The 25,963-nt window shown below is 61.1% G+C and carries 25 protein-coding genes and 2 pseudogenes; 16 read left to right on the top strand and 11 right to left on the bottom strand.

What is annotated here, in order from left to right; translation table 11 throughout:
• Positions 1 to 160: 160 nt before the first annotated feature.
• Together VI340_RS09765 and VI340_RS09760 are read left to right on the top strand one after the other, a co-directional pair.
• Complete coding sequence (locus tag VI340_RS09765) at positions 161 to 712, top strand: hypothetical protein (RefSeq protein ID WP_146417103.1); 552 nt, start codon at positions 161 to 163, stop codon at positions 710 to 712.
• A gap of 452 nt (positions 713 to 1,164) precedes the next feature.
• Entirely contained in the window at positions 1,165 to 2,364 is a 1,200-nt protein-coding gene (locus VI340_RS09760) for an orc1/cdc6 family replication initiation protein (RefSeq protein ID WP_336358278.1), read from the top strand.
• 545 nt (positions 2,365 to 2,909) lie between these two features.
• On the opposite strand, the gene VI340_RS09755 is transcribed toward VI340_RS09760, so the two are convergent.
• The 4 genes from VI340_RS09755 to VI340_RS09740 all read right to left on the bottom strand — a co-directional run bounded on the left by VI340_RS09755 (position 2,910) and on the right by VI340_RS09740 (position 4,965).
• Complete coding sequence (locus tag VI340_RS09755) at positions 2,910 to 3,203, bottom strand: type II toxin-antitoxin system RelE family toxin (protein ID WP_336358277.1); 294 nt, start codon at positions 3,201 to 3,203, stop codon at positions 2,910 to 2,912.
• Positions 3,196 to 3,390 carry a hypothetical protein gene (locus VI340_RS09750; RefSeq protein ID WP_165896008.1) on the bottom strand — a complete coding sequence of 65 codons (195 nt, stop codon included), beginning with the start codon at positions 3,388 to 3,390 and terminating at the stop codon, positions 3,196 to 3,198. The genes VI340_RS09755 and VI340_RS09750 overlap by 8 nt, the downstream gene beginning before the upstream one ends.
• Positions 3,391 to 3,965: 575 nt before the next feature.
• The gene (locus VI340_RS09745) at positions 3,966 to 4,403 is read right to left on the bottom strand and encodes a hypothetical protein (RefSeq protein ID WP_336358276.1); all 438 of its coding nucleotides are present in this window, start codon (positions 4,401 to 4,403) and stop codon (positions 3,966 to 3,968) included.
• On the bottom strand, positions 4,396 to 4,965 hold the full coding sequence (locus VI340_RS09740; RefSeq protein ID WP_336358275.1) for a DUF7342 family protein: 570 nt from the start codon (positions 4,963 to 4,965) through the stop codon (positions 4,396 to 4,398). Before VI340_RS09740 ends, VI340_RS09745 begins: the two co-directional genes overlap by 8 nt.
• Before the next feature lie 73 nt (positions 4,966 to 5,038).
• On the opposite strand from VI340_RS09740, the pseudogene VI340_RS09735 reads away from it, so the two are divergent.
• Both VI340_RS09735 and VI340_RS09730 read left to right on the top strand, forming a co-directional pair.
• A pseudogene (locus tag VI340_RS09735) lies at positions 5,039 to 5,249 on the top strand (transposase); the annotation flags it as partial.
• Positions 5,238 to 5,555 (top strand): annotated as a pseudogene (locus tag VI340_RS09730) (transposase); the annotation flags it as partial. The pseudogenes VI340_RS09735 and VI340_RS09730, both read left to right, overlap by 12 nt.
• A 53-nt stretch (positions 5,556 to 5,608) precedes the next feature.
• Here VI340_RS09730 and VI340_RS09725 read toward each other — a convergent pair.
• Positions 5,609 to 6,058: a hypothetical protein gene (locus tag VI340_RS09725; RefSeq protein WP_336358274.1), complete on the bottom strand. Its 450-nt coding sequence runs from the start codon at positions 6,056 to 6,058 to the stop codon at positions 5,609 to 5,611.
• Between the two features lie 49 nt (positions 6,059 to 6,107).
• A complete protein-coding gene (locus VI340_RS09720; protein ID WP_336358273.1) occupies positions 6,108 to 7,523 on the bottom strand; it encodes a DUF4330 family protein in 1,416 nt (471 codons plus the stop codon).
• Between the two features lie 874 nt (positions 7,524 to 8,397).
• On the opposite strand from VI340_RS09720, the gene VI340_RS09715 reads away from it, so the two are divergent.
• The 7 genes from VI340_RS09715 (at position 8,398) to phoU (ending at position 15,357) form a co-directional block, all read left to right on the top strand.
• On the top strand, positions 8,398 to 9,156 hold the full coding sequence (locus VI340_RS09715; protein ID WP_336329184.1) for a helix-turn-helix domain-containing protein: 759 nt from the start codon (positions 8,398 to 8,400) through the stop codon (positions 9,154 to 9,156).
• A gap of 108 nt (positions 9,157 to 9,264) precedes the next feature.
• Positions 9,265 to 10,965: a helix-turn-helix transcriptional regulator gene (locus tag VI340_RS09710; RefSeq protein ID WP_336358272.1), complete on the top strand. Its 1,701-nt coding sequence runs from the start codon at positions 9,265 to 9,267 to the stop codon at positions 10,963 to 10,965.
• 485 nt (positions 10,966 to 11,450) lie between these two features.
• Positions 11,451 to 12,164, top strand: coding sequence for a DUF7344 domain-containing protein (locus VI340_RS09705; RefSeq protein WP_336358271.1), 714 nt, complete (start codon positions 11,451 to 11,453; stop codon positions 12,162 to 12,164).
• 397 nt (positions 12,165 to 12,561) lie between these two features.
• Positions 12,562 to 12,690 (top strand): hypothetical protein, encoded by a 129-nt coding sequence (locus tag VI340_RS09700; RefSeq protein WP_004957274.1) that lies wholly within the window; start codon positions 12,562 to 12,564, stop codon positions 12,688 to 12,690.
• 159 nt (positions 12,691 to 12,849) lie between these two features.
• A complete protein-coding gene (trkA, locus tag VI340_RS09695; RefSeq protein WP_008311534.1) occupies positions 12,850 to 14,181 on the top strand; it encodes a Trk system potassium transporter TrkA in 1,332 nt (443 codons plus the stop codon).
• Between the two features lie 57 nt (positions 14,182 to 14,238).
• Positions 14,239 to 14,550, top strand: coding sequence for a hypothetical protein (locus VI340_RS09690; RefSeq protein WP_008311535.1), 312 nt, complete (start codon positions 14,239 to 14,241; stop codon positions 14,548 to 14,550).
• Between the two features lie 126 nt (positions 14,551 to 14,676).
• On the top strand, positions 14,677 to 15,357 hold the full coding sequence (gene phoU, locus VI340_RS09685) for a phosphate signaling complex protein PhoU (RefSeq protein ID WP_014040846.1): 681 nt from the start codon (positions 14,677 to 14,679) through the stop codon (positions 15,355 to 15,357).
• Between the two features lie 320 nt (positions 15,358 to 15,677).
• Here phoU and radB read toward each other — a convergent pair whose 3' ends face one another.
• Positions 15,678 to 16,388 (bottom strand): DNA repair and recombination protein RadB, encoded by a 711-nt coding sequence (radB, locus tag VI340_RS09680; protein WP_008311538.1) that lies wholly within the window; start codon positions 16,386 to 16,388, stop codon positions 15,678 to 15,680.
• Between the two features lie 54 nt (positions 16,389 to 16,442).
• Entirely contained in the window at positions 16,443 to 17,273 is an 831-nt protein-coding gene (locus VI340_RS09675; RefSeq protein WP_008311539.1) for a hypothetical protein, read from the bottom strand.
• 163 nt (positions 17,274 to 17,436) lie between these two features.
• Between VI340_RS09675 and VI340_RS09670 the strand changes: the two genes are divergently transcribed.
• On the top strand, positions 17,437 to 18,246 hold the full coding sequence (locus tag VI340_RS09670; RefSeq protein ID WP_049943037.1) for a hypothetical protein: 810 nt from the start codon (positions 17,437 to 17,439) through the stop codon (positions 18,244 to 18,246).
• On the opposite strand, the gene larC is transcribed toward VI340_RS09670, so the two are convergent.
• Both larC and VI340_RS09660 read right to left on the bottom strand, forming a co-directional pair.
• On the bottom strand, positions 18,243 to 19,580 hold the full coding sequence (larC, locus tag VI340_RS09665; RefSeq protein ID WP_336358270.1) for a nickel pincer cofactor biosynthesis protein LarC: 1,338 nt from the start codon (positions 19,578 to 19,580) through the stop codon (positions 18,243 to 18,245). The genes VI340_RS09670 and larC overlap by 4 nt on opposite strands.
• A 75-nt stretch (positions 19,581 to 19,655) precedes the next feature.
• On the bottom strand, positions 19,656 to 20,072 hold the full coding sequence (locus tag VI340_RS09660; RefSeq protein ID WP_044951939.1) for a universal stress protein: 417 nt from the start codon (positions 20,070 to 20,072) through the stop codon (positions 19,656 to 19,658).
• Between the two features lie 200 nt (positions 20,073 to 20,272).
• Between VI340_RS09660 and VI340_RS09655 the strand changes: the two genes are divergently transcribed.
• Positions 20,273 to 22,498 carry a CDC48 family AAA ATPase gene (locus VI340_RS09655; RefSeq protein WP_336358269.1) on the top strand — a complete coding sequence of 742 codons (2,226 nt, stop codon included), beginning with the start codon at positions 20,273 to 20,275 and terminating at the stop codon, positions 22,496 to 22,498.
• 188 nt (positions 22,499 to 22,686) lie between these two features.
• Complete coding sequence (locus VI340_RS09650) at positions 22,687 to 23,700, top strand: NADP-dependent oxidoreductase (protein WP_049943038.1); 1,014 nt, start codon at positions 22,687 to 22,689, stop codon at positions 23,698 to 23,700.
• Positions 23,701 to 23,717: 17 nt separating this feature from the next.
• On the opposite strand, the gene VI340_RS09645 is transcribed toward VI340_RS09650, so the two are convergent.
• Positions 23,718 to 24,860 carry a CBS domain-containing protein gene (locus tag VI340_RS09645; protein ID WP_050007162.1) on the bottom strand — a complete coding sequence of 381 codons (1,143 nt, stop codon included), beginning with the start codon at positions 24,858 to 24,860 and terminating at the stop codon, positions 23,718 to 23,720.
• Between the two features lie 108 nt (positions 24,861 to 24,968).
• Here VI340_RS09645 and VI340_RS09640 point away from each other — a divergent pair, with 108 nt between their 5' ends.
• Together VI340_RS09640 and VI340_RS09635 are read left to right on the top strand one after the other, a co-directional pair.
• Positions 24,969 to 25,289 (top strand): lycopene cyclase domain-containing protein, encoded by a 321-nt coding sequence (locus tag VI340_RS09640; RefSeq protein WP_014040839.1) that lies wholly within the window; start codon positions 24,969 to 24,971, stop codon positions 25,287 to 25,289.
• A 181-nt stretch (positions 25,290 to 25,470) separates the two neighbouring features.
• On the top strand, positions 25,471 to 25,962 hold the full coding sequence (locus VI340_RS09635) for an HTH domain-containing protein (RefSeq protein WP_008311549.1): 492 nt from the start codon (positions 25,471 to 25,473) through the stop codon (positions 25,960 to 25,962).
• The last annotated feature ends 1 nt before the right edge of the window (position 25,963 follow it).

Raw genomic sequence — 25,963 nt, 5'->3', positions numbered from 1 at the left:
GATGAGCGAGACGAGTACTCGTCGGTCCCGAACGTTCTGGCGTTACACGAACAGGTCATCCGTGACATTCAACTCCTCAATGGGGTCGCGTTGCTCCCCCGCCGGAAATTCTTGGATGAAGGATTCGACACTCTCGACCACCCGGTCTCCGTTCCGACCTATGCTTGATCTGGACGCTTCTGACGCCAATGTGGCACGAGCGGTGGTGTTGCCACTGGACTGCTCTCGGAAGCAATTGAAGGACTTGCTGACTCTGTCTGGCGAGTCCGAGACACCATTTCGGAAGCGACTCGATGAGTACTGCGTCGAGACATTGAAGCGAACGGGTAGCCCTGATGATCCGCCAGTCGTGGAGTTCATCCACGAGATCGCCACGTTTGCAGCCCTTGCTGCTGTCCGCGTCGAATTCGCGGATCCGCTTCTAGGAACGCATCATTACGAACAGTTCCTCGAGCACAGTTTGGAACGCCGGATGATGACACGCGCCCTGCAGAAGCATCCCGGCCTCTCTCGATTCACACGAGATATTCGGGACTACCCGAATTTGTGGAAGCCTAATCGTTCGTTCGTGCCGTATTTCGGCGCTGCTTCACAGAATCCACTCGTAGACCCGAATTCAAGAGACACGATCTCTAGACCGGACAAACGTCTCGTCACGGTCGCAGATACCATTCGTGCAAGTTCTACGCTCGACTTCGACGATACGATATGATACATGATGAGAGAGTACGTTTCGTTTGTCTCGATTCTTCGTGTGTGTTTCTCGGAGGAAGTCCACAGTCAGTCTCCTGTCGACTCTGTCGTATTGGGCTGACCACTATAAACCGCCTCGAAGTCCCGTGGTTCAACATGCTCTCGATGTCTCGTCATCCGGAGAAACTCCGTCTTTCGGACGACCCAGAAGGACTTAGCCTGCTCCGCTGTAGGTGACCTCTTCTGGAATGAGAGAGGACGTTTCGTCTGTCTTCGACTGTGACACCGGGTACTCCACAGCAGCCACTCAACCTCCGCTTCAGAGAGTGGATTTCGTTTGTCTCCTGACGCCAAGTAATGCGTAGCGTCTCGATAGCTGAAATGGGACTAACAAGCGGGAGTGGATCCAGACAAACGAGACAAACAAAAGCAGGTTTTATATATTGGTGGTGGGTCATTATAAATAGACTCATGTCCGGACCGTTTAGCGACGTCGAACGTTCTCTCTTTACTGCAAAGGAGGTCCTCTCCGAAGACTACCAACCCGATCAGATCCTTGAGCGTGACGAGGAAATCGACGAGTATCGCCACGCGCTTGAGGACGTCCTCTTCGGCCGGACGCCACAGAACATCATGCTGTACGGGAGGGCCGGACTCGGGAAAACGGCGGTGACGACATACATGATGGAAGCGCTTCAAAACGAAGCCACAGAGCGCTCCGACGCCGACGACCTGTTCGTCCACGAGCTGAACTGTAACGGAAAGACGGTCTATTCGGTCGTCCGAGCGCTCATCAACACACTGCTCCCGGAGACCGCGAGTGACTTCCCAAAACGAGGGCTCAGTACAGCCGACGCGTTCGAGGAACTGTACGCGCAACTCGATCGACTGGGTGGGACGCACCTCATCGTGTTCGATGAAATCGATCACCTCGGTGATGCCGACACGCTCCTGTACGAACTCCCGCGGGCGCGCTCGATCGGCCACATCACGAATTCGAAAATCGGCGTCATCGGGATCTCCAATAACTACAGGTTTCGACAGGGCCTCTCGCCGAAGGTCAAAGACACCCTGATGGAAGCTGAGATTTCGTTTAGCCCGTACGATGCCAGTGAACTCCGAACAATACTTGCTGACCGCGCCGATCACGCGTTTGTCGACGGCGCCTGTGACGACTCAGCGGTCGCGCGAGCAGCAGCGATTGCGGCGAAAGACCGGGGAAACGCCCGACAAGCGATCGATCTCCTCAGGGTCGGTGGCGAAGTGGCGAAAAAGCAGGAGGCTGATAGCGTCGACGATTCGCATATCGTTGCAGCCCAGGAACTCGTCCAACGCGGTCGGTTGCGAAATCGGATCCGCGATCAGACCCAGCACGCACAGTTGCTTCTCGAAACGCTCGCGTATCTCGAGCAGCAGGAGGAGACACTGGCCCGCTCGAAGACGATCAAGACTCGATACGAGCGCGTCGCGGACTCACACGCCGTGGACCCGCTCACGACGCTCAAGAGCATTCAGAACCACCTCTCGGACCTCCATATGCTCGGATTTCTCCATCGGACCGATCGGAATCGCGGCGAGAGCGGTGGCCGGTACTACGAGTACGGCCTTGACCTCGATCCCGAGATCGTCCTCGACATCAGAGCCGAGATCGAAGCGGAACGCAACCCGTGAGACATCAGTGAGAAGACAGACGAAACGTCCTCTCTCATTCCCGGTTTCGTTCACTCACACGCCCTGATCGATGGGGATATCGAAATAAAATCTGGTGAGAATCGCACTGTCTGAGTGACCTCCAAGACAGACGAAACGAACTGTGTGTCTTCCACCTGCTTTTATGTGCAGAACTATGTCGCTATCGCTGTCGATTACGTCACTGTCCACCAACGCTGGTCTGCCACCACATATCCGTCACCACCGCACGGCCAACAGGCCGCCAGTGACAGCCAGTCCATTCTGCCTCATGCCGGTACCACCCAGAGCCGTCCGGGCGTGGTTCGAACTGCAGCCGTCGCCACAGGCCACTGTGGTCTCTGTACCGGATTTCGAGTGACTCGCCGGTCGATGCATGGTCAGTTGCTGTGCCGTCAGTGCCCGGATCGTCACCGGACGTACATTCGTTTTCAGACATGGTTCGTGACACCCGGACCGCTTTCCAGGCGCCACTCCGCCACGTGACTGAATACCTTCCGAATATTCTATCTTTATCCGAGAAACGGTCAGAAGCCGTAGCGGTCGTGGGCTTCGTCAATCGGGAGAATTTCGAGTACACGAACCTCTGTCTCATCTTCTACAATCGTACAGAAGGCTGTGTACGTCCGGGAGACATGCAGCCGGTAACGGTCTCGGCGGCCGTCGATAGGCAGTTTTTCTTTATTTCCGCGACCCTGACCAGGATGCGGGTTTGCGGCAAGATATCCGAGTTTCGCTTTGCAAATACGTGTCGTCTTTTCGCCGGCAGCCTCGAGGAAGGCACGTGCATCGTCGCCCAACAGCACGTCGTACTCAGACATCTTCAAGCGCAGTCAGATCCTCAGAATCAGCTGCTTCGACGTCTCTGAAACGATTTTCGAGGTCCTCACGGCGACGCTGTTGAGCGAGGTCTTGAAGCAGTTCGTCGTAGGTCTGTCCCGGGTCTTTGAGTTCGTGTAGCTCTTTGTGGGTCTCTTCGGTGACTGGAATGCGTTTGTCGGCCGACATTGCGCTATCAGTCCTTGCAACCCTGCCAGTCTTAACAGCATCGGGAACCACCTTCACATCGCTACTCGGGCCAGCTGCACACTCGCTACACAGTTATTGGTGAATGCGAGCATTCGCCCATCGTGACAACCGATAATACTCTGACGCTGGTGAAGAAAGAAACCGGAATCGGATAGTGAGGACCTCTACCCGCGGTACTGCGGTATCTTAATGGCAACGCTGCCAGAGGTCGCTGAAACTCGCGTGCATAGTTGGCAATGCAATATAAATGAGCGTTTGGAGAGCAATCTGGGGCAATTCCCGCTCACTGAGTCGGCTGAATCCACGCATCATAGTCCCGCTAAACCCGGTGGAGTCTCAACTCCTCTCACACGAACAGAAGTTGAGACCGCTCCTCTCAATGCGTACGGTCCGATGCCACAAGGCACAGGCAGGGTTTGTACAGTGGAACTCGAATACCGGGGGCATCGATGCGACGATACACCGAGACGCCAGTAACCAGTTTCCTTGACCCGAGTCGTATTCAGCCTGACAATGTTCCGTAGAACCGTACACCTCGTTTCTACCCTGGCTCGTCATTCGCTCCAGAGTGCCTCGATTCGTTCGTCAAGACGAGTGAGCACAGTGGCGAGTACGTCCTGCCACTCATCCGGATAGTCTTCGTCCTCGCCTGGCGTCGGCGCATCCGGCAGCGGGTGGAAGTGCTCGCGGGTATTATGATTATTGGGGTGGCGGTCCCAGCGGCACTCCCAGGAGTTCCCCGTCCGGTATTGCTCGGAGTAGTGGATGCTGAAATCATCGGTTTCGAACCATCGGATACGAAGATACGCCCGCGTGACCCCACTTGGGAAGTACCCGAGGTCGTAGTCAGCAACGACGGCGTTCGGTGCATACTCAGGGCGTGCTTGGACATCGCCGAAGCGAGCGCTCCTAGAGAGGTGTGGGGCAATCCGGTCGAGAATTTCAGCATCGATCGGGCCGGTACTGGACGGCCCGTCCTGATTGTCAGGCATCGATATGACCGGGAGAACTACCAGAAGCTGAGTGATCACGACGCGCCGCATCGAGGAGGGTAGCTCTGCGTTCGAGCGTTTTCCACTCGGAGAGGGCCTCCCACGCGTCTTCAGTTGCCATTTCGCGGCTGGCTTCGACAAGAGAGACGGCGTCAGGATCGTCTGCGTCGAACTGTTCTCTGTATTCCTCGATCTGATCGATGGCGTCTGACAGTGCCTCAACGATCTCTTGGTCGGAGTAGTTCTCGCGGATGCGGTCGATACGTCGCCACTGGAAGTACGCATCGTTGCGCTCGTACCGGACGGGGCGGCCGTCGTGACGGTGAACCAATCCCATCCCGTCGAACCACTCCAAGTAGTCGCGGGCAGTCTCAGTGTCGCAGTCAGTGAGATCGGCGATGTCGGAAACCTTCGTAGGGGTTCGAAGCCCGGTGACGATATCGAGGAGTCGCTCGCGGATCGGACCACTCTTGAGCAGCGAATCGGGCGATTCTAAATCATCGAGATCCGGCGGTGACTCGTCGCCAGCGTACGCATCGTCGGGAATGTCAGTGATCTCCATTCATGACGTCTCCGTACGGGAGCTACCACTTAGACTGGTATATATCTATTGCAAACTGAATTATTTCCGCTATGTGTTGATGGACCGTGAGTTCGATAGCCAGCATATTCCAGAGATGCTCAGCCAGCGTGGACTGTCGTATGTCGTCCCGAAGCGGATACTGACCAGCGAGAAAGCACAAGACAAAGCGATTGCTCCAGCGGGGTCAAGACCGATACGAGACCGACAGGAAACTGCATCTCGGGACGAACGAATGGCACGAGATGACGCTGATCTACCGCCGGAACGCGGGCGATCTGCGGCCTCTGGCGGCTGACAAAGGCTACGACAAGCAAGCACTCCGCGAAGCACTGCGTGAACTCCGCATCAGACCGCTAATCAAGCAACGTATCTTCACTCCTTATGACTACGCTCACACCGCCAGAATCGACAAACAACGCTACAATCAGCGCTCTATGACTGAGACCGTTAATTCGGCTGTGAAGCGCTCGCTCGGCTTCGCCGTGCGAGCGCGTTCCTGGTTTCGTGAGTTCCGAGAAATCGCCCTGATGTGTGTCGTCTATAATATCAAACGTACCGTCAAACAGTGAATTCCACTGACTTATACCGATTCAACACAGCACAAAGGGAATATTACCGGAAGTCAGGATTGCTTACGTTCGGTAGATTCCGAATCATCCACTACGGTACGTTCTCGTTCTGGCGGCTCCGGTGGCGCCAAAACCGAGACTGCGAGTTCGTAGCCACGTGTCTCAGCAAGCGGGTCGAACACCGCCTCACTGAGCCGTTCGAACACACGCTTCACGACCGAGCCCACGCGTGAATGCTGCCATGCGTCTTCAATATGTGGGATGATCCTATCCAGTAGTGCAATGAACGGACCGACAGTATACGTCTCCCGAAGGTCAATAACGATGACTTCCGGGTCGGGCTCCTTGGTGAGCCAGCGATAGCAATACGACTCCTGAACAAAACCACTCGTTCGAGCACCGAGCGTTCGCACAGTGGTAATGACCCGTGAACCGTCAGTAATCGCGCTGATTTTCTCCCCGACAGCTTCAATAGGGCTTAGCAACCCGGATTCCTCGGACATCCGATTATATACTGGTTTGATTGGTTCGATATACGGTTTTTGGTGTAATTCAGAGGCCGATATTCACGACTGTCGCTTCAATCGTGACTGTCCCCAGATTGATAACGACTGTCGAGCCCTGTTGAACTGACTCACCTTTGAACCGGACACCGTCTGTCGACTCACGGACTCGGAGTTCGGTCGTGACGGTGACGTCACGCAAGTATGGATGGTCGACGACGTTTACCGTGCCGTTATCGCCCGTCGTGATGATGACAGATGGCTCGGTGTTGACGCGGCTGACGCGAGCGATTGTTTCGCCACCACTGGTCTCGGTCATGCCGGGTTCGATCGCATCCGCCATGTCCGCACGCATGTCGGTCATCCGCAGGGTTACCGTCCGATTGGTGAGCGTTCCACGCGGTTCGAGTGCGCCAACACGTTCGATGGTGCCGGAGAGTTCGTAGCTTTCGGTCGAAATAGTGATGTTGTTCCCACGCTGGACGGCGGCGCTACCGAACTGCTGACGACCGGCGTTTTCCAGAGTGGCCAACGAGAGCCCCACGAGCGCGCGTTTGCGGTCGGGGTTCTGGGTCGCGTACGTGGTAACCGTTCGTACTTCGGCTGCCTCGTACCCGGCGACGGTAGTGACGTCGCCGGCAGCGATACGGCCAGCCGTTTCTGCATCGACGGTTGTTTCCAGGAGCACATCAGTAGTCGTTGGCTGGAGGCCGCTATCCACCTTTTCAATGCGACCGTCGAAGGTGTAGTCTTCGGCCGGGAGCGTGACCGTCTGCCCGCGCCGCATCTGTGTGCCGCCGAACCGACGGTCAGACTGCTGTCTGTGTGTGTCGAGTTCTGCTTCGACGAAGACGGTCTGTTCGGTTGAATTCTCGGTTGTGTATGCAGCTACGTCTTCGATAGTCGCGACAGTGCGTCCGCTGAGTCGGATCTCATCACCGGGAGTGACGTCTCGCGCTTCGGCGGTGGCCATGGTGTCTCTGAGAACCACCGTCGTGTCTTCCTGAGTGAAACTGTTGTCACCACCCACTGCACGGATCTGACCGTCTACTTCGTATCGACTCGTCGCGATGGTCAGCGGTCGCCCGAGGCGCGGGGGCGCATTCGCATATGTGAGACTGTCCCCGTCAGGCGGTCCCTGAAGCGTAGCGCGTAAGATGACACGTGTCTGGTTACCCTGCGGTGTCAGATGGACGTCTGTGATCGTGAGCTCCGAATTACCGTTTGGACTGTACGTGTCTCCCTCGGTGATTTCTGTGACGATGTATTCAGGTTGTGTCCCGAGATCGAGAGTGACGTTGGTTGTGTTCGGAGCAGGTGGCTCTGGCTCCGGTTGGAGGACAAGTGCGGCGCCTGCCACAACGACCGCAATGACGAGCAGGGCGGCCAGTGCATCGACGACGTTGACGAGGCCGAAGAGGTTTCCATCCTCGTCGAGGAGGGCCGACGAACGACTATCTGCCATACTGTAGGCATTTTTTCGGAGTGGTTTGGCTGTTTCGTTGTACTACTATGACTGTGCCCCTCTCAATTTGCACTTCTCTAAGTAAGTACAGTCCCTCAGTCAAGATTCCGCTCTGACTGATCCCCCATCTCCCGGACCGAGTGTGGTTAGTCGTCACAATCATTCAGGTCTCGCTCCAACTGAACTACGGGCTCCCCACGACGAGTGACATCTCAATCGGTTCTACGACCCGACGACTCTAAGCTCGTGCCACAGTCCGGACACTCACCGTCAGTAATCGTTACCTGCGCGTCACATGCAGGACAGTAGTCGCGGTAACACGCTGGGTCGCCCATAATCGTCTATACATTCCAATGGATTGAGAACGTTGCCCCGGCTGCGGCCAGTCAACGCAGCGAAGTTGCAAGTATAGCAACTGGTACCCAACTGCTTGACTGCACCGACCCCTCCGTTTCGTATGACTTGCAAGGTTGGAATAGACCAGCTGAGACCGACAAACCGACCGAACACCGTCCTTTGTCAATCTGCGGGTGTCCACCCCACGTCAACACCACCAGAACAAGATGAATGACCGCTGTCGTACCTGACTAGGTTGGTGGATGACCCAGCTGGTGTATGCCGTATCTGACCGGCCAATACGGCTGATTTCGTGGGACAGTACCCTATTCAAAGCCAGTCCGGAACCACCGTGAAGTAGGACTTATTTCATTCAGTTTGAGTTGTCCCGGCGAAACCTGTTATTGGAAGATACTGTTCTGTCTTGAAAAGTGATCAAACACCGGACCCACAGAGTGGCTATTAGTATAGCCCCTCGATTTTCAGACACTATCTGTATAGTGATAATGTCCTTGTGCCCGATTCGTCTGGTGTCCACATGCGCAACACCGGCGACCAGGGGTCGGCAACCGAGGCAGACCAGCCAGTCGATGGTGCTGGATACGGGCCGGCAAGCCCATCGGAGACGGATGGGTCACCACGGGAGAAAAGCCTCGGTGTCGATCTGTGTCTGAGTCATCCGGAGCTGGTTCTGACGGAGGCAGTCGAGAGCAGTCCGGACATAACAGTCCGTCCGGAACAGATGGTCGACGACGGGACGTCGAGTTTTCTGGTGATAGAGGCCGTTGGTGAGAGTCTTGACCAGTTCGAGACAGAACTGGAGGGAGACAGCACGGTATGCGAGCCCGTCGTGTTAGACTGGACGGAGACGAACCGCGTCTATCGGGTTAAGGTGGCCGACAGCGCCGTCCGACTCACGCCCTCGCTCGTCCGCGCCGGTGGGCGGGTGCTCGACATCGAAGGAACGGGTGGACAGTGGCAGGTACAGGCGCAGTTTCGGTCGCGAGCAGCACTGTCGCAGTTCCGATCTGAGTGCTCTGAACGGAATATCACGTTTCGACTTGATCGACTGTACTGGACCTCTGGGGAGGCAAACGCCGGCGTATGCGGACTGACCGCAGACCAGCAAGTCGCGCTCGAGACGGCACACAGAGAGGGGTACTTCGACGTGCCCCGTGGCATCTCACAGGCTGAGCTGGCGGACAAACTCGACATTTCGCCATCGGCGATGTCACAGCGGATTCGGCGGGGGATGGATCAGGTCGTTGGGTCGGAGCTCGGATTATCCGATGAGTAAGTAGTTGGGACGCAGCGGAAACCATCATTGAAGTATCAGGTGTGGCTCGAAGTGACAAGGAGACTATATGCCAAAAAGGATATTGTCCCGCTGTGACACTCGTACTGTATGAGACACCGGATCGTGAGCGGGATCTGCGCTTTACTCCTCCTCTTGACAGTCGCGTCTGTCTCCGTTGGTGTCGCTACCGCAGCGGACGCCGGGCAGTATGCTGAATACACAGCGGCGGGCAACGAAACAGCGCCGGCGATACAGTCGGTCGAGCCCACACAGGCTGCTGCGGACAGGCCGAACGGAACCGCGTTCGTCTGGGAACGGATAGACGGCGAGCGGGTCAGCGGGTATCGGATCGCAGTGACCGTCAGTTCGCCGCATGAAAACCTCTCAGTCTGTGCGCGTGCGAACGGGTCGGCCTGTACGTCGGTCGGCCCGAACGGGACCGCAGCCCTCACAACCCCCGGAACGGCGGGGCTCGATGATCTCTCTATCTCGCTCTCCAACACGAGCTCTAACACCACGCTAGATCGGCAGTCGGTGTCTCTACAGCCGATTCAGCGTGCCGGTGATACTGACGACGACGGGCTCAACAACAGCAACGAGGTCTCTCAGGGGACAAATCTCACTGATGCTGACACTGACGGCGACGGGCTGACGGACGGTGCGGAGGTCCACCAGCACGGGACGGACCCAGCGGCCGCAGACACTGACGAAGACGGTGTCGCCGACAGGACTGAGCTTCAACAGGGTACTGACCCGCGACAGAGCGACACGGACGGCGACGGGCTGTCGGACGAGCGCGAACTGTCACTTGGGACGAATCCGACCGTCGCCGATACTGACGGCGATGGGCTGTCCGACCAGCGAGAGGCATCCGGCAAGACCGACCCGACCGACGCAGACACGGACGACGACGGTGTTCTCGACGGTCGGGAGCTGGAGATTGGCACGAACCCAGTACAGGCTGACACTGACGCCGATGAGGTCGCCGACGGGCGAGAGCTGGCCATAGGCACGGACCCGACAGTCGCGGACACTGACGGAGATGGGGTAACAGACGGGACAGAAATCGAAACGGGCACCGCACCTACCGAGAGCGATACGGACGACGACGGCCTCGACGACGGAAAGGAACTGGCGGCTGGCACGTCCCCGACCACCGCTGATACGGACGGCGATGGTCTCAGCGACGGGCGCGAGGTTTCGGACCTCGGAACGGACCCGCTCGCGGCCGATTCGGACGGTGACTTCCTGACCGATCGCCAGGAAGTCGCCTGGGGAACAAATCCGAACAGCATGCTGACGCCAGTCTGGGTGACGAGTTCGCTTCTTGGGTTCCTCATTGGGACCGGGGTGGCAATCGCGGCGATCAGGCGTGGCTGGGTCACGGAGCTTTCCGTGGCGGCCAGACTGTACATCTATCGCCGCCTCGAACTGGACCGAGAGATTATCGAGGTCAACCGTGAAATCGAGGCGACGGACAGGGTGGCCGGAGCTGACCGTACAGATATCGACGCGGACACCGCGGCTGAGGCCTTCGAGCAAGCCGACTGGGAACTCACCCCTGACGCGCGGCTCGTGAAACTGATGCTGCAAGTCGAGAACGGCCGTATGCATCAGACCGACATCGTCGAGGCGACGGACTGGTCGAAAGCGAAGGTCAGCCGCCTCCTTTCGCGGATGGTCGACGACGACGAGGTCGTCAAGATCCGTCTCGGCCGGGAGAACCTCATCTGTCTGGAGCGGGCGAAACCCGCAGCCGCGAACTCGCCACACGCGGGCGATATCAAGCCACCGACGCCCGGCGGATAAACTGGCTCACGGCTCGGATAGCCGGGTCGATAGTGGCATCACTGTTCGCTACCGGCGTTTTGCGGGTGTGTCTCCACCAAGTGAAACTATTCGCCACTGTCACGACAGTCGTAACTGAAGCCACACCGATAGCCGACAGGCACATAGAAACGGTAACTTTCGCCCTCTGATCCTTCTATGGCCGACAAACAGCAGAATTAGCCCGAGAAACAACGCCTACCGCAACTGCACATATGTGTATTTGTAGACATTATTTGCCGTCGTAGTGATGAAACAATTTAGTATGCTGTGTGAAACAGCCGTGGAACAGAGTTCTTGACCCGAAACCCCCAGCAAATAGGTGTAGGCACTTCAGAACGCTGTTTTATTGCACGTTGGCCCCGGGTAAGTCGGCCATTATCGACCCGTTAAATCGGTGAAACAGTCGCAATCGGCGGAACAGTCGACCCGGTATATGTCGGTTGCTGGAAAAGGAACGAGCGAACATGTCCATAGCTGAAACGACTTCCGACCCCACGACAACTGAGGCCGAGGAGTCCGCGACAGAGGAGTCGTCGTCTTCGGAGTCCAAATCGGGCGACGAACTCACCCGCGACGACCTCTTCCACGTCCTCCAGTGTCGTCGCCGCCGCCTGGTCCTCAAGTACCTCCACGAACACCCCGGCGACGAGCCGGCCGATATGAGCGACATCGCAGAACACATCGCGGCGCTGGAACACGACACGACGGTCGATTCGCTCCGCTCGAAACAGCGTCAGCGCGTCTACATCGCGCTGTACCAGTCCCACCTCCCGAAGATGGACGACGCAGGCGTCATCAACTACAATCAGGACCGCGGACTCGTCGAAGCGACCGCACTCGCGGACTCCTTCGACGGGTATCTCGACGAGGAACCATCGCTCCTGTCGACGCCGGACGCGGAGTCGACGCCGTCGACTGAGTCCGTCATCGATCACGACCGGACAGGTGCTCACACCTCGGCCGATGAGCGGTGGTCAGGTCGGTATCTCGGGACCGCGTGTGCCACACTGATTACCGTCGGCGGACTCGCACTTAGCGGGGTCACAGTGCCGGGCATCGCCGTCGCGCTCGTCGTGAGCGTGGTGTTTGTAGCACTGGCGATGAGCCATCGGCTCTCACTGTCGGCACCACAGTCACTTGCTGACCGTCTGCGGGCCGCTCTCGATACGGAGAAATAAGCTACGTACTGGAGAGATGCGTGACACAGTGGCACATCCGGAGGGCGATAACGCTTGCTGCCGACAGTCGGATCTAGTGCAGTCCATCTTCTCGTACTCGCGTCCACAGCCACGTCTACAAATAGTCACTAAGCTGCCAGCGTGACGGTGAGTGGCAGTCACGCCGACTAGCGACGGGAGAGTAGTCACCTGCTACTAAGCGAACGGTCCGCCAAGTGTCCGCTACGCGTTGGCCAGAACCCTAGACAAGAGTCTGTGTAGCTATCGCGTCACAGTTGCTGCGGTCGGTTCGACGAACGGATCGGCGCGAGCGACCGACAGAAGTACGCGTCTACCGGGTAGATAGCAGGCGTAAAGAAGCATATAATCAAACGGTGGGGCGACAGATGAAGTGTGTATGACCGACTACGCCAGTATGCGAAAGGCGATCGAAGAGACGAAAGAGTCGTTCGATTCAGTCGAACGGTTCCAACGTCGGTCAGCCCTCTGTCCCTGGTTAGACGTGCCGCTCCGAGATGAGCCGTAAGCGGCTCGAAGGTTACATCTTCACCGATGAATCAGCCCTCGTTCATCGCCGGGTTCGATAGCCCGGCCGCCCCGATGGGGTTGGTCCGCCGGCCGGATGAAAATACACTTCACCCATCGGTGGAAAGCTGATGCACATGTATCAGGCGGAGGCGCAGCCGTGTATATCGTAATCGTCGGCGCGGGCGAGGTCGGTTCGAACATCGCCGAGAGCCTCGCCGAAAGCCACGAAGTCGCCGTCGTAGATATCGACCCTGACCGCGTGGAGGCCCTGATGTACGAGGCCGACGTCCTCGGCGTCGAAGGGGATGGCGCGGAACTCGACACGCTCGCGGAGGCCGGTATCGAGAAAGCCGACGTTCTCATCGCCAGTACCGACGACGACGAGACGAACATCGTCACCTGTGGGACGGCAGTAACGGCGGCTGATCCGTTCACCATTTCCCGCGTCAAGAGCGCGAAGTTCCTCCGGACCTGGGAGAAGTCAGAGGGGGCCTTCGGTGTGGACCACATGGTTGCGACGAACCTGCTCACTGCGGAAAACATCGCCCGTGTCATCGGGCTCCCCGGCGCGCGCGATGTCGAAACGTTCGTTGACGGACAGGTCCAGATGGGGGAGTTCGAGGTTCGCGAATCCAGTCCTATCACGGACCTGACCGTCGCGGAGGCTGACCGCTACGAATCTCTGACCTTCGCTGCCGTACTGCGCGACGACGAAGTCATTATCCCGCGCGGGGAGACGGTGATCAAAGCCGGTGACGATCTCGTCGTCATCGGCAGCCGCGAGAGCGTGCGTCTGTTCGCGACTGAAATCGCGCCGGAGTCAAAGACAACCCAGAACGTCCTCATCGTCGGCGGGAGCGACGTCGGCTATCACACTGCGCGACTGCTTCAGGATCGAGGGATCAAGCCCCGGCTTATCGAAAAGAACCACGATAGGGCACGCGAACTCGCGGAGGACCTGCAGGGGACCACCGTGCTTGAGAGTGATGCAACGGATAGCGAGTTCCTCGAGCGCGAACACGTCTCAGACGCCGACGCCGTGGTTGCGACGCTCGACAGCGACGAAAAGAACCTTCTGGTGACGCTGCTGGCCAAGCGACTCGGTGCGGAGCGAACCGTCGCCGTCGTCAACTCCGGCGAGTACGTCGACCTGTTCGAGGCCGTCGGCGTCGACGTGGCCGTCAATCCCCGCGAGACGACCGCCGAGGAGATCACGCGGTTCACCCGGGAGTACGACGCGACGAAGGTCGCCATCATCGAATCCGACCGCGCCGAGGTGCTGGAAATCGAGATCTCCGCCGACAGCGTCCTCGCCGGGCGGCCGATCCAGGAATCGGTGCAGGAACTGCCGACCGGCGTGGTCATCGGGGCCATCAGCCGCGGCGGCGAACTGGTCATCCCCCGTGGTGACACCGTCATCGAACCCGGCGATCACGTCGTGGTGTTCGTCGACGCCCACTGCTTGGAAGCGGTCAACGACAAACTGTAGCCGCGCCGAAGAGGGCGCTCCCAAGGGACTAAGCCTGTCTCCCGCCTCAGCCAGTGTATGGCTCCCGTTGCGGACCGTCTCGTGCTCTCGTTTGCCCCCAGCACCGCCGATGGGAACCCGTGGTCCGGCGTCGACACCGAGTGGATAGCCGACGAACTCCGCGGGGACACCTACCAACAGTACCTCCGACGCGCCCACGGCGGCCCAGTGGCTGTTGGCGATGAGTGGGACGAGTTCGTGAGCTGTGGTTGTGCAACGCCACAGGACGTGGTGTTGCGCGTCGAGCGCGTCGAGGGCGGAACGGCACTCAGCGACGCGACGACGCTGGACGTTCATCCCCGTAACGACACCGAGGCAGTGTCACAGTAGGCGGTTTTCGCTGTCGAGCGTCCCTGTCCCCGCATAGCACGCCCGCTGCTACCGTCGCGCCGGTCGGTATCGGGAGATATTGGGAGAAGGGAAAGGCTGATGCATACAACCAGCACATTCCGGACTATGCCACGCGATTCCTATCAGGAGGGACTGAACTCGCTCCGCGAGGACGTCCTCTATATGTCAGAGATCGTTCTCGAGCGGCTCCGGCTCGGTCTGGATGCACTCGAACAGAAAGACGAGGAGATGGCCCGGGAGGTCATCGAAGGCGACCACGAGATCAATCAGCTGTATCTCGACCTCGAACAGGACTGTATCGACCTGCTGGCGCTGCAACAGCCGGTCGCGTCCGACCTCCGCTTCATCGCCGCGTCGTTCAAGATCATCACTGACCTCGAACGCATCGGCGACCTCGCCACGAACCTCGGCGAGTACTCGCTCACTGCTGAACGCGACGTGTACCCCGAGGTCGACATTCAGGACGTCGCCGATGTGACGATCGAGATGGTCGAAAACGCCATGGAGGCCTACGGCGACGAGAACGCCGACCAGTGCTACGCTATCGCCGACATCGACGACGAGGTCGACGAGCGCTGTGAGGCCGCCTCCGAGACGGTCGTGCGCGACCTCATCGAGCGTGAGATCGACGCCGACTCCAGCGAGGAAGAAATCGAGCAGCTGATGGCCGACGTGTCCCGCCTCCTGCTGACGATTCGGGACATCGAGCGGGTCGGGGACCACGCTGTCAACATCGCCGCGCGGACGCTGTACATGGTCGAGAACGACGACGACCTCATCTACTGAGAGTACCTTTTTACGTCACCCCCTCTCCTCGCGCGCTCAGAGAGCGCGCTGCGGGGAGTGGGTTCGCAAAAATCTACGCTAAAAACGACCTCCGAGTCGCGCTCTGCGAGCGCGCTCGGAGTGAAACCGCGCTCGCTCCGCTCGCGCGGTATGCGTTCGAGTACCGACACCAGCCACAAAACCGCGACAGCCACACGCCTCCCCAGCCGACTGCGTTGCTCGGCTCGCTCCGCTCGCCTGTGCGACTCGTCCCTCGCGCTTGCGACGCGGCCGTCGCCGCGACGGCGCGCGCCTGACAGCAACGCTTCTCGACGAAAAGCCTACTTCGGCGTCTCGGGTGTGTCGTCGCCCACGAGTCCTGCATCGGTGATACGGAACTGGGCCGTGTCGCCGGCCGGTTTGGCGCGGTGTTTCTCCAGGGTGGCGCGGCGGTTGCCGCCGCGGAACCGATCCAGGCGGACGATTGCGCCCGACCAGTGATTGAGGGTATGGCCGCCCAGCGCCGTCGAGCGGTCGCTGTCCGGGTCAGTGAACACCTGGTTCGTGTACAGGACGGCGATGTCGTGTTTGCGGGCCAGCGAGAGCAGATGGGTTATTTGGCGGGCCACGTCCCGCAGCGTCTCGCCGCCGTCCTCGTCGTCCCGGCGGAGCCGATAGAACCCGGTTGCGCTGTCCAGCACGATGAGTTCGACCTCGGCGGCGAACTCGGCGGCGTCCTGGACAGCCTCGGCCTGCTCGTCGTAGTCCAGCGCCTCGGTGATGATGAGTCGGCCAGCGAGGTCGTCCACCGTCTGGGCCGTCCCGCGTGCGCGACCTTTGGCGACCTGCTCCATGCGGTCGGCCGAGAGGCCCTCAGTGTCGATGTACAGCGCCGCGTCGCCTGCGGCGGCGACTTCCATCACCGCCGAGAGGGCGAAGTTAGTCTTCCCGGCCGCTGGCGGGCCGTACACCTGCGTGACCGCGCCGCGCTCCAGCCCACCACCCAGGAGGTCGTCGATTGCATCACACCCGGTCGGGACGTACTCGCTCACGAGCAAGGGTTGGGCAGGTTCGGATAAAAACGCTGGTACCTGATTGGGCTGCTGTCAGTCGTCCGAAAGCCGCTCGGCCAGCGTCCACTCGACGAGCGACACGTCGTCGATGTCAGCCGTCGCAAACCGCAGGTCTGATCCCCATCTGCGGGTGATAACGAGCGATTCGGAGTCGAGGTCGTAGGATTCCAGTTCGTTCCAAGCGTAGAACCACCTCGCCACCGGAAGCCTGATTTCCAGACCGCGCTCAGTCGCGACGGCGGTTCGGGTCCCGCCCGTCGGGAGGAGAACGAACCCGGACGGGAACAGCACCTGACCGGTGTACTGGAGCAGGGCGAGATCGAACACCGCACCGACTGCGACGCCGACGGCCGCGACGCCGACAACGGCCCCGCCGACGTACAACCGCCGCCGCCGCGCGGACTCGGGCCAGCTCGCCCGCCAGCGAGTCACCTCCTCCGTGCCGGCGGTGACCGCGGCGGTGTACCGCGTCTGTGCCATGACTGCGATAGCGCCTCCGAGTAGAAAGGCCAGCAGGCCGAGGAAGAACGCCAGCACGCCGACGACGCCAGTCGTCTCAAGTGACGCGAAGCCGATGACGGCGTACGCGAACGCAATCGCCGACGGAAGCCAGCGTGCGCGAGTCGCGCCGAGTGTAACGGCCACTGGTGGTCGACTGGAGAGTACCCAGCCCGTCACGGTAGTCACGAGGCCAACGGTTCCGATCAGCGCCAGATATTGCGTCCCGGCTTCGGTGACGCCGACACGCTCGATGAGCGGTATGACTGGCGGTACCAGCATCGAGCCCAGATAGGCGCCGCTGACTCCGCCGAACAGCGGGTCGGACTCCGTCTCCCCCCGGTCGGTACTGGCCGCCGAACGCATCACTAACAGTCCAGCCACCTGTCATAAAAAATCTATCAAACGTAGTAGATGCACAGACGGCCTCTATCTAACTGCATCCTTATCCTTCTCATAACTATCTGAAACACAGATACGGACCACCGGACTCCCACATCTGTAAGTGATCGGCGTCCGAAATCCGGCCGTGATTGTCGTCGCCACCGAGGATTTCGAAGTGTACCACGGCGTCGTGAACGAGCTACGCGACCGCGGCGTAGCGTTCACGACTATCGAACCGGGCGACGAGTGGCCAGAAGGGGCGGACGTCGCGGTCATCGCGGCGGGGGAGTCGGTCGAAATCCCCCACGGCGTGGATGTCGTACAGGCGGACCCGGACGCGCCGCGGCGGGCCGTCGAAGCCGTTATTTCGACACTCCGCGGTGGCGACGGTCGCACCGTCATCGGTATCGACCCCGGCGAGCGACCGGGCGTCGCGATTCTCCACGGCGACATGGTCGTCGCAGCGTTTCAGGTGCCCGCGGCTGAGGCCGGCGAAATCGTCCGCGAGGAGGTCGAAGACGCTGTCAATCCAGTCGTTCGCATCGGCGACGGCGCGCGGCTCGTCGGCGCGCGCATCATCGATGACATCCAGTCCGTGCCGGTGGAGCTGGTTGACGAAACGGGGACAACGCCGTACCTCGGCTCCGGGGCGCGCGGGATGGGTGACGTGCTGGCCGCGGTCAACATCGCCCGCCTCGACGGCGCGGAAATCGAGAGCCGAACCATCGAGCCCACGGCCGGGGAACTCCAGAAGATCAAGGACCGCTCGCGGGAGGAAAGCGACACGAACCGGGCCATCAGCGAGGACCTCGCCCGGCAGGTCGCGACCGGCGCGCTCACCGTCGAGGAGGCGCTGGCCGAACACGACAGCGATAGCCCGGCCGGCGGGAGCGAGGCGAAAAGCGGTGAGGAAGCGGCCCATTCAGAAGACGAAACAGCCAACGAGAGCGGTTAACGCGAAACCATCCGCTCGGCCCGTTGCATCACTTCACGAACGGGAAGGCCGGTCGCGTCCGCGACGGCCGCGGCGTCGTCGTACTCCGTACTCACGTCGAACACCGTGCCGTCGGTGTCGCTTGCGATCTTGACCGTGACCTCGAACTCCTCGCCGTCGACGGAGAGCACAACCGTCTCGTACTCCCGGTCGGCGACCCAGCGGTGGCCGGCCCCGGACTCGCGTACGCCGAGCGTCCCGGTCGCTTCAGCGAGGCGACGCGCGACCCGCTCAGCGTCTTCCGGTCTGCAGATGACTTTGACGATGTGGCCGGGCCGGGACTTCTTCATCGTCGTCGGCACTATCGACACGTCGCGTGCGCCGACCTCTGAAAGCGAGCGCTGGAGGTCGCCGAGCACCTCGGGCGGGACGTCGTCGACGTTCGTTTCGAGGACCGTTATTTCGTCGCGACGGAGCCGCCCCGCGCCGTCGCCGACCATCGCCCGCAGGACGTTGGGGCGGTCGTCGAGGTCCCACCCGCCAGCGCCGTAGCCCGACGCGTCGATGTCGAGCGACGGCAGCGACTCGGTGCCGTCCGCGACGTGGGCGAGAATCGCCGCGCCGGTCGGCGTCAGGAGTTCCCTGTCGATAGGGCCGCCTTGCAGCGACCAGTCGGCCCGCTCGGCGATCTCGACTACCGCGGGAGTCGGGACCGGGTAGGTGCCGTGGCTCATCTCCACGCTCCCGCCGCCCGTCGCCAGCGGCGTCGTCACGACCCGCTCGGCGTCGAGGTCATCGAGCAGGAGGCAAGCCCCGACGATGTCGGCGATGGCGTCGTCGGCCCCGACCTCGTGGAAGTGCGTGTCGTCGAGGTCCGTCCCGTGGACCGACGCCTCGGCCTCGCCGAGTATCTCGAATATCGCCAGCGCGTCCGTTCTGACGGCCTTCGGGAGGTCCATCTCCTCGACGAGTTCGACGACCTCGGCGTACGTTCGGCTCGGGCCGTGGCCCTCAGCGGGGGTGTGGTCGTGGCCGTCGTCGTGCGTGTGTTCGTGAGAATGGCTGTGCGGGTGGTCGTGGCCATCGCCGTGCGTGTATTCGTGTGAATGCCCGGCGTCGCCTCCGGAGTTGTCGTGAGACCCGTCGCCGTCGCTATCGGTCTCGGCGTCGGTCAGCAGTACCTCGACGCGCGTGGCGGCGATGCCGCATCGGTCCACTTCGGAGACGGCGTACTCGATAGCGAGTGCGTCCTCGACCGGTGACAGGGCTTCGCGGTCGGCCCCGGCAGCCAGTAGCGCCCCCAGAAGCATATCGCCGGCTGCGCCCATCCGGCCGTCGAAAGCGAGTGTTCGCATACACGGGGCGTCGCGCCCCGCGAGTAAAAGCCCTCATACTACGATTCCACCCAGCGTGTCAGGTCGCTGGACCGCTCAGGTCCGTCGGACGATATGGACGTCGTAGGCCTCGCCGTCCGTGACCTCGCCGATAGGGACGACGATGTCCTCCGTGTCGTCGCTGCCGAGGAACACGACGCTGGCGTCGACGTCGCGGGCAGTCTGTCTGATCGTCGTCGACAGTTCGCTGGTGGAGTGGGCGCTCACGTCGTCGTACCGGAGTTCGGAGTCGTCGGTCGCCTCCTCGATTTTGCGCCGGAGGTCGTCCGCGGCAGTTTCGGCGGCGAAGTCCTCGGTCGGGTCGACGCGACGGCGTCGCTCGGCGTAGTCGGCCCCGGTCGGGATGAACGCGACGGCGACGACGTCCTCGCCGAGGGCCGCGGCGTAGGAAACAGCACGGTCGAGCGCGGCGTCTGCGAGCGGTGACCCGTCGAAGGGAACGAGAAATACCATACCGGCGCTATCGCGTCCAGCCTTATGAAACGCGGCGATGGCGGCAGCCTGTGTTACCGCCACTCAAGCCGGAGGGTATTAGCCCCTGCTGTGCGGTGTGTTATTAGGTGTCATATAAACCCGTCGCCGGGCGTCTTGCCCGCCGGTAGCATAAAGCATATCTCCGGGGCTACCCGAGTTCGTTGTAAGCAGGCTCTACTATGAACGAAGTCCAATTGGAAGTGGCGAAAGCGTACCCGAACGACTCGGGGCGCGGTATCGCCAGACTCGATCCCGACACGTTGTTGCACCTCAAGCTCTCTCCCGGCGACATCATCGAGATAGAGGGGAGCGACACGACCGCGGCGAAGGTGTGGCGGGCCGACCGGCAGGACTGGAACACCGATACCGTCCGCATCGACGGCTTCACGCGCCAGAACGCCGACGTGGGCATCGGCGAGCGCGTCACCATCCGGAAGGCCGAGGCCGAGAAGGCCGACAAGCTCGTCCTCGCGCCGCCCGAGGAGGCCTCGGTCCAGTTCGGCTCCGACGCCGCCGGCATGGTCAAACGGCAGATTTTGAAACGGCCGGTCGTCGAGCGCGACATCGTCCCGGTGATGTCCTCGACGAACCACCCGTTCATGCGCTCGCCGGGCCAGGCCATCCCGCTCATCGCGGTCGAGACTGAGCCCGAGGGCGTCTGTCTCATCACCGAAGATACCGAAGTGGAACTCCGCGAGGAGCCGATCTCCGGCTTCGAGAAGACTGGCGGCGGCATCACCTACGAGGACATCGGCGGCCTCCAGAACGAGATCCAGCGGGTGCGAGAGATGGTCGAGCTGCCGATGAAACACCCCCAGATCTTCAAGAAGCTCGGTATCGAGCCACCACAAGGGGTGTTGCTGCATGGCCCGCCCGGCACCGGGAAGACGCTGCTTGCGAAGGCTGTCGCCAACGAAACCTCTGCCAGTTTCTTCTCTATCGCCGGTCCCGAGATTATCTCGAAGTACTACGGCGAGTCCGAACAGCAGTTACGCGAGATATTCGAGGACGCGAGCGAGGAATCGCCCTCGATCATCTTCATCGACGAGCTGGACTCCATCGCGCCCAAGCGCGAGGACGTGACCGGCGAGGTCGAGCGCCGGGTCGTCGCCCAGCTGCTGACGATGATGGACGGCCTCGAATCGCGGGGCCAGGTCATCGTCATCGCCGCGACGAACCGCGTCGACAGCGTGGACCCGGCGCTGCGCCGCCCGGGCCGCTTCGACCGCGAGATCGAGATCGGCGTGCCGGACGAAGTGGGTCGCGAGGAGATCCTCCAGATCCACACCCGCGGCATGCCGCTGTCGGACGACGTGAACCTCGCCAAGCTGGCGACGGACACGCACGGCTTCGTCGGGGCCGACATCGAGAGCCTCACGAAGGAGGCCGCGATGAAGGCGCTGCGTCGCTACCTCCCCGAGATCGACTTAGACGAGGAGGACATCCCGCCGAGTCTCATCGACCGGATGATAATCAAACGGGACGACTTCAAGGGCGCACTCAACGAGGTGAGTCCGTCGGCGATGCGGGAGGTGCTGGTCGAACTCCCGAAGATGTCCTGGGACAACGTCGGCGGCCTCAGCGGCCCCAAAGAGCAGGTCCAGGAGGCCGTCGAGTGGCCGATGAACTCCCCGGAGAAGTTCGAGCGCATGGGCGTGACGCCGCCGTCGGGAGTGTTGCTGTACGGCCCGCCCGGCACCGGGAAGACGCTCATGGCGAAAGCCGTCGCCAACGAGACCGACGCGAACTTCATCTCGGTCCGTGGCCCGCAACTGCTCTCGAAGTGGGTCGGCGAGAGCGAGAAGGCCATCCGGCAGACGTTCCGGAAGGCCCGGCAGGTCGCCCCGACCATCATCTTCTTCGACGAACTCGACTCGCTCGCACCGGGTCGGGGCGGCGAGATGGGGTCGAACGTCTCCGAACGCGTCGTCAATCAGCTGCTGACCGAACTCGACGGGCTCGAAGAGATGGAGGACGTGATGGTCATCGGCGCGACCAACCGGCCGGACATGATCGACCCGGCGCTGATCCGCTCGGGCCGGTTCGACCGGCTGGTGATGATCGGCGAGCCCGACGTCGAGGGCCGCGAGCAGATCCTGAAGATCCACACGGACGACACGCCGCTGTCGCCCGACGTGAGCCTGCGCGAACTGGCCGAAGTCAGCGACGGATTCGTCGGGTCGGACCTCGAATCCATCGCCCGGGAAGCCGCTATCGAGGCGCTCCGCGAGGACGACGACGCGGATGAAGTCGAAATGCGTCACTTCCGGCAGGCGATGGACAGCGTGCGCCCGACCATCACCGACGACATCCGTGAGTACTACGAGCAGATGGAAGAGGAGTTCAGAGGCGGTTCCAGTCCGCAGCGCCAGGCCGGGACCGGCGGCCGGATCGGCTTCCAGTAACTCCGGCGCTCACGGTTCCTGCTCCTCGCTGTGATTCGAGCGCGGTTTTTCGGTTTTGGTGTCCCCGATCAGCGATGCCCCTGCCGCCGGCCGCACAACACCCGTGGATAATTATTAGATAAACTATACAACCGGTGTTTGTTTCTCCTTTCGAAGCCCCCTTTCGGGTCCCAAGTGTATAGGGGATGATGTCGAACACTAACCGCGTTTACAGGCTAGCAAAGCGGCCCGAAGGGACCCCCGACCACGATACGTTCGAGCTTTCCGAGGAAGAGATCCCGGAACCGGGGCCTGGCGAGGTGCTCATCAAGACGTTGTACCTCTCTGTGGACCCGTATATGCGCGACCGGATGCGTGACAGCGAATCGTACGAGGAGCCGTGGGACGTGGGCGACGCGCTCAAGGGTGCCGTCGTCGGTGAGGTCGTCGAATCCAACGGTGCGCGGTTTGACGAGGGCGACGTCGTCACCGGCGAGCTAGAGTGGGCGGAGTACGCCACGGCACCCGGACCGGTACTGACAGAGGTCAATCCGGAACTCGCACCGATCTCGACGGCACTCGGCGTTCTGGGGATGCCGGGCCTGACAGCGTACTTCGGCACCCGAGACGTGGCACAGCCCTCGGCCGGCGACACGTTCGTCGTCACCGGGGCTGCCGGGGCCGTCGGCTCCGTGGCGGGTCAGCTCGCCAAGCTGCAGGGCGCACGCGTCGTCGGCTTCGCCGGCTCCGACGAGAAGGTCTCGTTCCTCGAAGACGAGCTGGGCTTCGACGAGGGGATCAACTACAAGACGACCGACGATTATCGGGCCGCGCTGGACGAGGCCGCGCCGGACGGCGTCGACGCCTACTTCGACAACGTCGGCGGACCGATTACCGACGCGGTGTTCACGCGACTCAACACCGACGCGCGCGTCGCCGTCTGCGGACAGATCTCGCTGTACAACAGCGAGGAAGTCCCGATGGGGCCGCGCAAGCTGACTCAGGTCATCCAGTCCCGGGCGACCGTCGAAGGGCTTCTCGTCTCCGACTTCGAGCCGCGGTTCGAGGAAGCGACGAAGCAGCTCGGTCAGTGGGTCGCCTCGGGCGACATCTCCTACCGAGAAACCGTCACCGAAGGCATCGAGAACGCGCCCGACGCGTTCCTCGGGCTGTTCGAGGGCGAGAACATTGGCAAGCAGCTCGTGCAGGTCGCCGAGCGATAGAAAAAGCGAGTATCCGGTTATAGTTCGCCGAGCTTACGGAGGAGTTGGCCGCGGTACTCCTCGTCGGCCTGGACGCCTTTCAGTTCGAGGACGTTGCGCTCTAGCTTGTCGAGCGCGACGTTGAACGCGGTTTCAGCGCCGTAGCCTTCGCCGGAGCCGGCCGCCTGGCCCTTGTTGGTCCGCAGGCGGATCTGACACTGGATGAGCGGCGTGCCACGGAGTTTCTCCTTGTGCTCGTGGAACCGGACGTGGGCGTGCTGGACCTGCATCGCCCCGTACTTGTCCGCGACCGCCTCGATGTCGGACCGGATGTCCGCACGGGAGATGGTGTCCAGCAGTTTGATGTTCGTAATCTGAACGTCCATGTGTTCCTCCTCGGTGTAGGTCAGCGCGCGGAGCACGTCGGTTTTCGTGAGGATGCCGGCGACGTGGGTGTCATCGTCTTCCGGCGTGACGACGAGCCCGGCGAAGTCGTTTTCGAGCATCCGCGCGACGGCGTCCTCGACGGAGTCGCCGAGCTTCGCCGTCTCTACCGGACTGCTCATCACGTCGTAGACGGGCATGTCGAGCACGCGCTCGATCTCGCCGGAGCGGTCGCCCCGCGTCGTCTTGTTCATGTCCCGGACGACGACGTCGACGATGTCGTGGCGCGTGACCATTCCGGTCAGGCCGTCGTCGTCACCGAGCACCGGCAGCCGGGAGATGCCGTGTTTCCGGAGGAGATTCACGACTTGCCCGACGTTGGTGTCTTCGGACACCGTGATGACATCTCGCGTGTAGATGTCCTCGACGCTCAGCGCGTCGAGGTTGTCGAGAACCGCGTCGAGGATATCGTCTTCGGTGACGATACCCCAGAGCTCGTCCGCCTCGAACACCGGCGCGAGCTTGACTCCACCCTCGACCAAGACGCGCGCGACCTCGCGCACGTCGTCGGTGCGCTCGACTTTCGGTGCCGAGCGCGTCATCGCCCCCGCTTTCGCGTTGTCCTCGACGTGGGACTGGACCAGCTGTTTCTGCGTGATAACGCCAGCGTAGTCACCGTCTTCCGTGACGATAATGCCCTTAGGGTTCTCGCGTTCGAAGATAGACCGGACTTTCCCCAGGCGCTTGTTGGCGTCAACCTCGACAAACTCTCTGGTGGCGATATCAGCAATATCCATCGTTCTTCACAGTTCGTAGATTCGACGTGTGGGGTTATCAAGGTTGGTTTAGTCCCCGGAAACCGAGAGACGAACTAAGCTTTAGGCCCTTGGGTCTAAGGTCAGTGTATGCTGCCCGACATCGGCGTCTTCGGTCCCTACACCTATCTGGCCACAGAGGTGGTCTGGGGGAGTATTGCCCTCGTGCTGCTCTGGCGTGCGAACGCCCTCCGGATGGCGGCCAAGACCATCGTCGTGCTCTATCCGATTGCCTACGTCTGGGACTGGTACACCCTCACCGTCGGTGTCTTCGCGATCAAACTCCGGACCGGTGTCGACCTGCTCGGGATTCCCATCGAAGAGCACATCTTCATGATCGTGGTTCCCGCACTCATTCTCGGCATCCACGAGAACCTCCACGGTCTTTCGTCCGGGTCAAACGCCGAATAGTCAGTAATCGAATACTGGTTTCAGTTGTTAACTACTCCTGCGTTAGCGTTACAACTGGAAGTAGACCCCCTCACAGGAAATGGTGATTTCGTGCGTATCAGGGTCTGAAGACACAATCTGTCCTATGCAGACATCTCTCACAGTACCTATATGTGTCAGCCGGGAGTGCTGTCTGATAGCTATGAGTGATACTATCCCGACACCTCACATCGAGCTGTACGTTCGGTCGATGCTGCCCGACGGCGCACACGAACGACAGGAGGCGGTCATCGACCGTCTCCAGACGCTCGACGAGAACGACCACATCGACGGGTTCAACGTCATCGTTTGGGGCAAGCAGATCGCACCCCAGTCGGCCGCCGCACGGACGGAGGAAGGCACGTACATCCTGAACCGCGTCGCCGAGTTCAAGCAGTGGGCGCTGACCAACAACGTCTCGCTGGACTCCTTCTATCAGGACACGACCGTTGACTCAGAAGTGGCGGAATCGGCGTACGACACCATGGCGCTACCAGTCATGGGGCTGGCTGAGTACGACGGCAACGAACTCGTCCACGTCGCACCCTGTACGAAAGGCGATGTCGTCCACACGATTATGGACCGGCTCGAACGCCTCGAAGCGGGCCAGCCACCCGCCCTCGATCAGGAGCGCGGCGGCGTGAGCGTCGTCTAAC

Origin of the sequence: Haloarcula sp. CGMCC 1.6347 (genome assembly GCF_037078395.1) — an archaeon.
Classification (GTDB): Archaea; Halobacteriota; Halobacteria; order Halobacteriales; family Haloarculaceae; genus Haloarcula; species Haloarcula amylolytica.
Note: the sequence above shows the minus strand (reverse complement) of the source record. Positions and strands in the feature narration are given on the sequence as shown.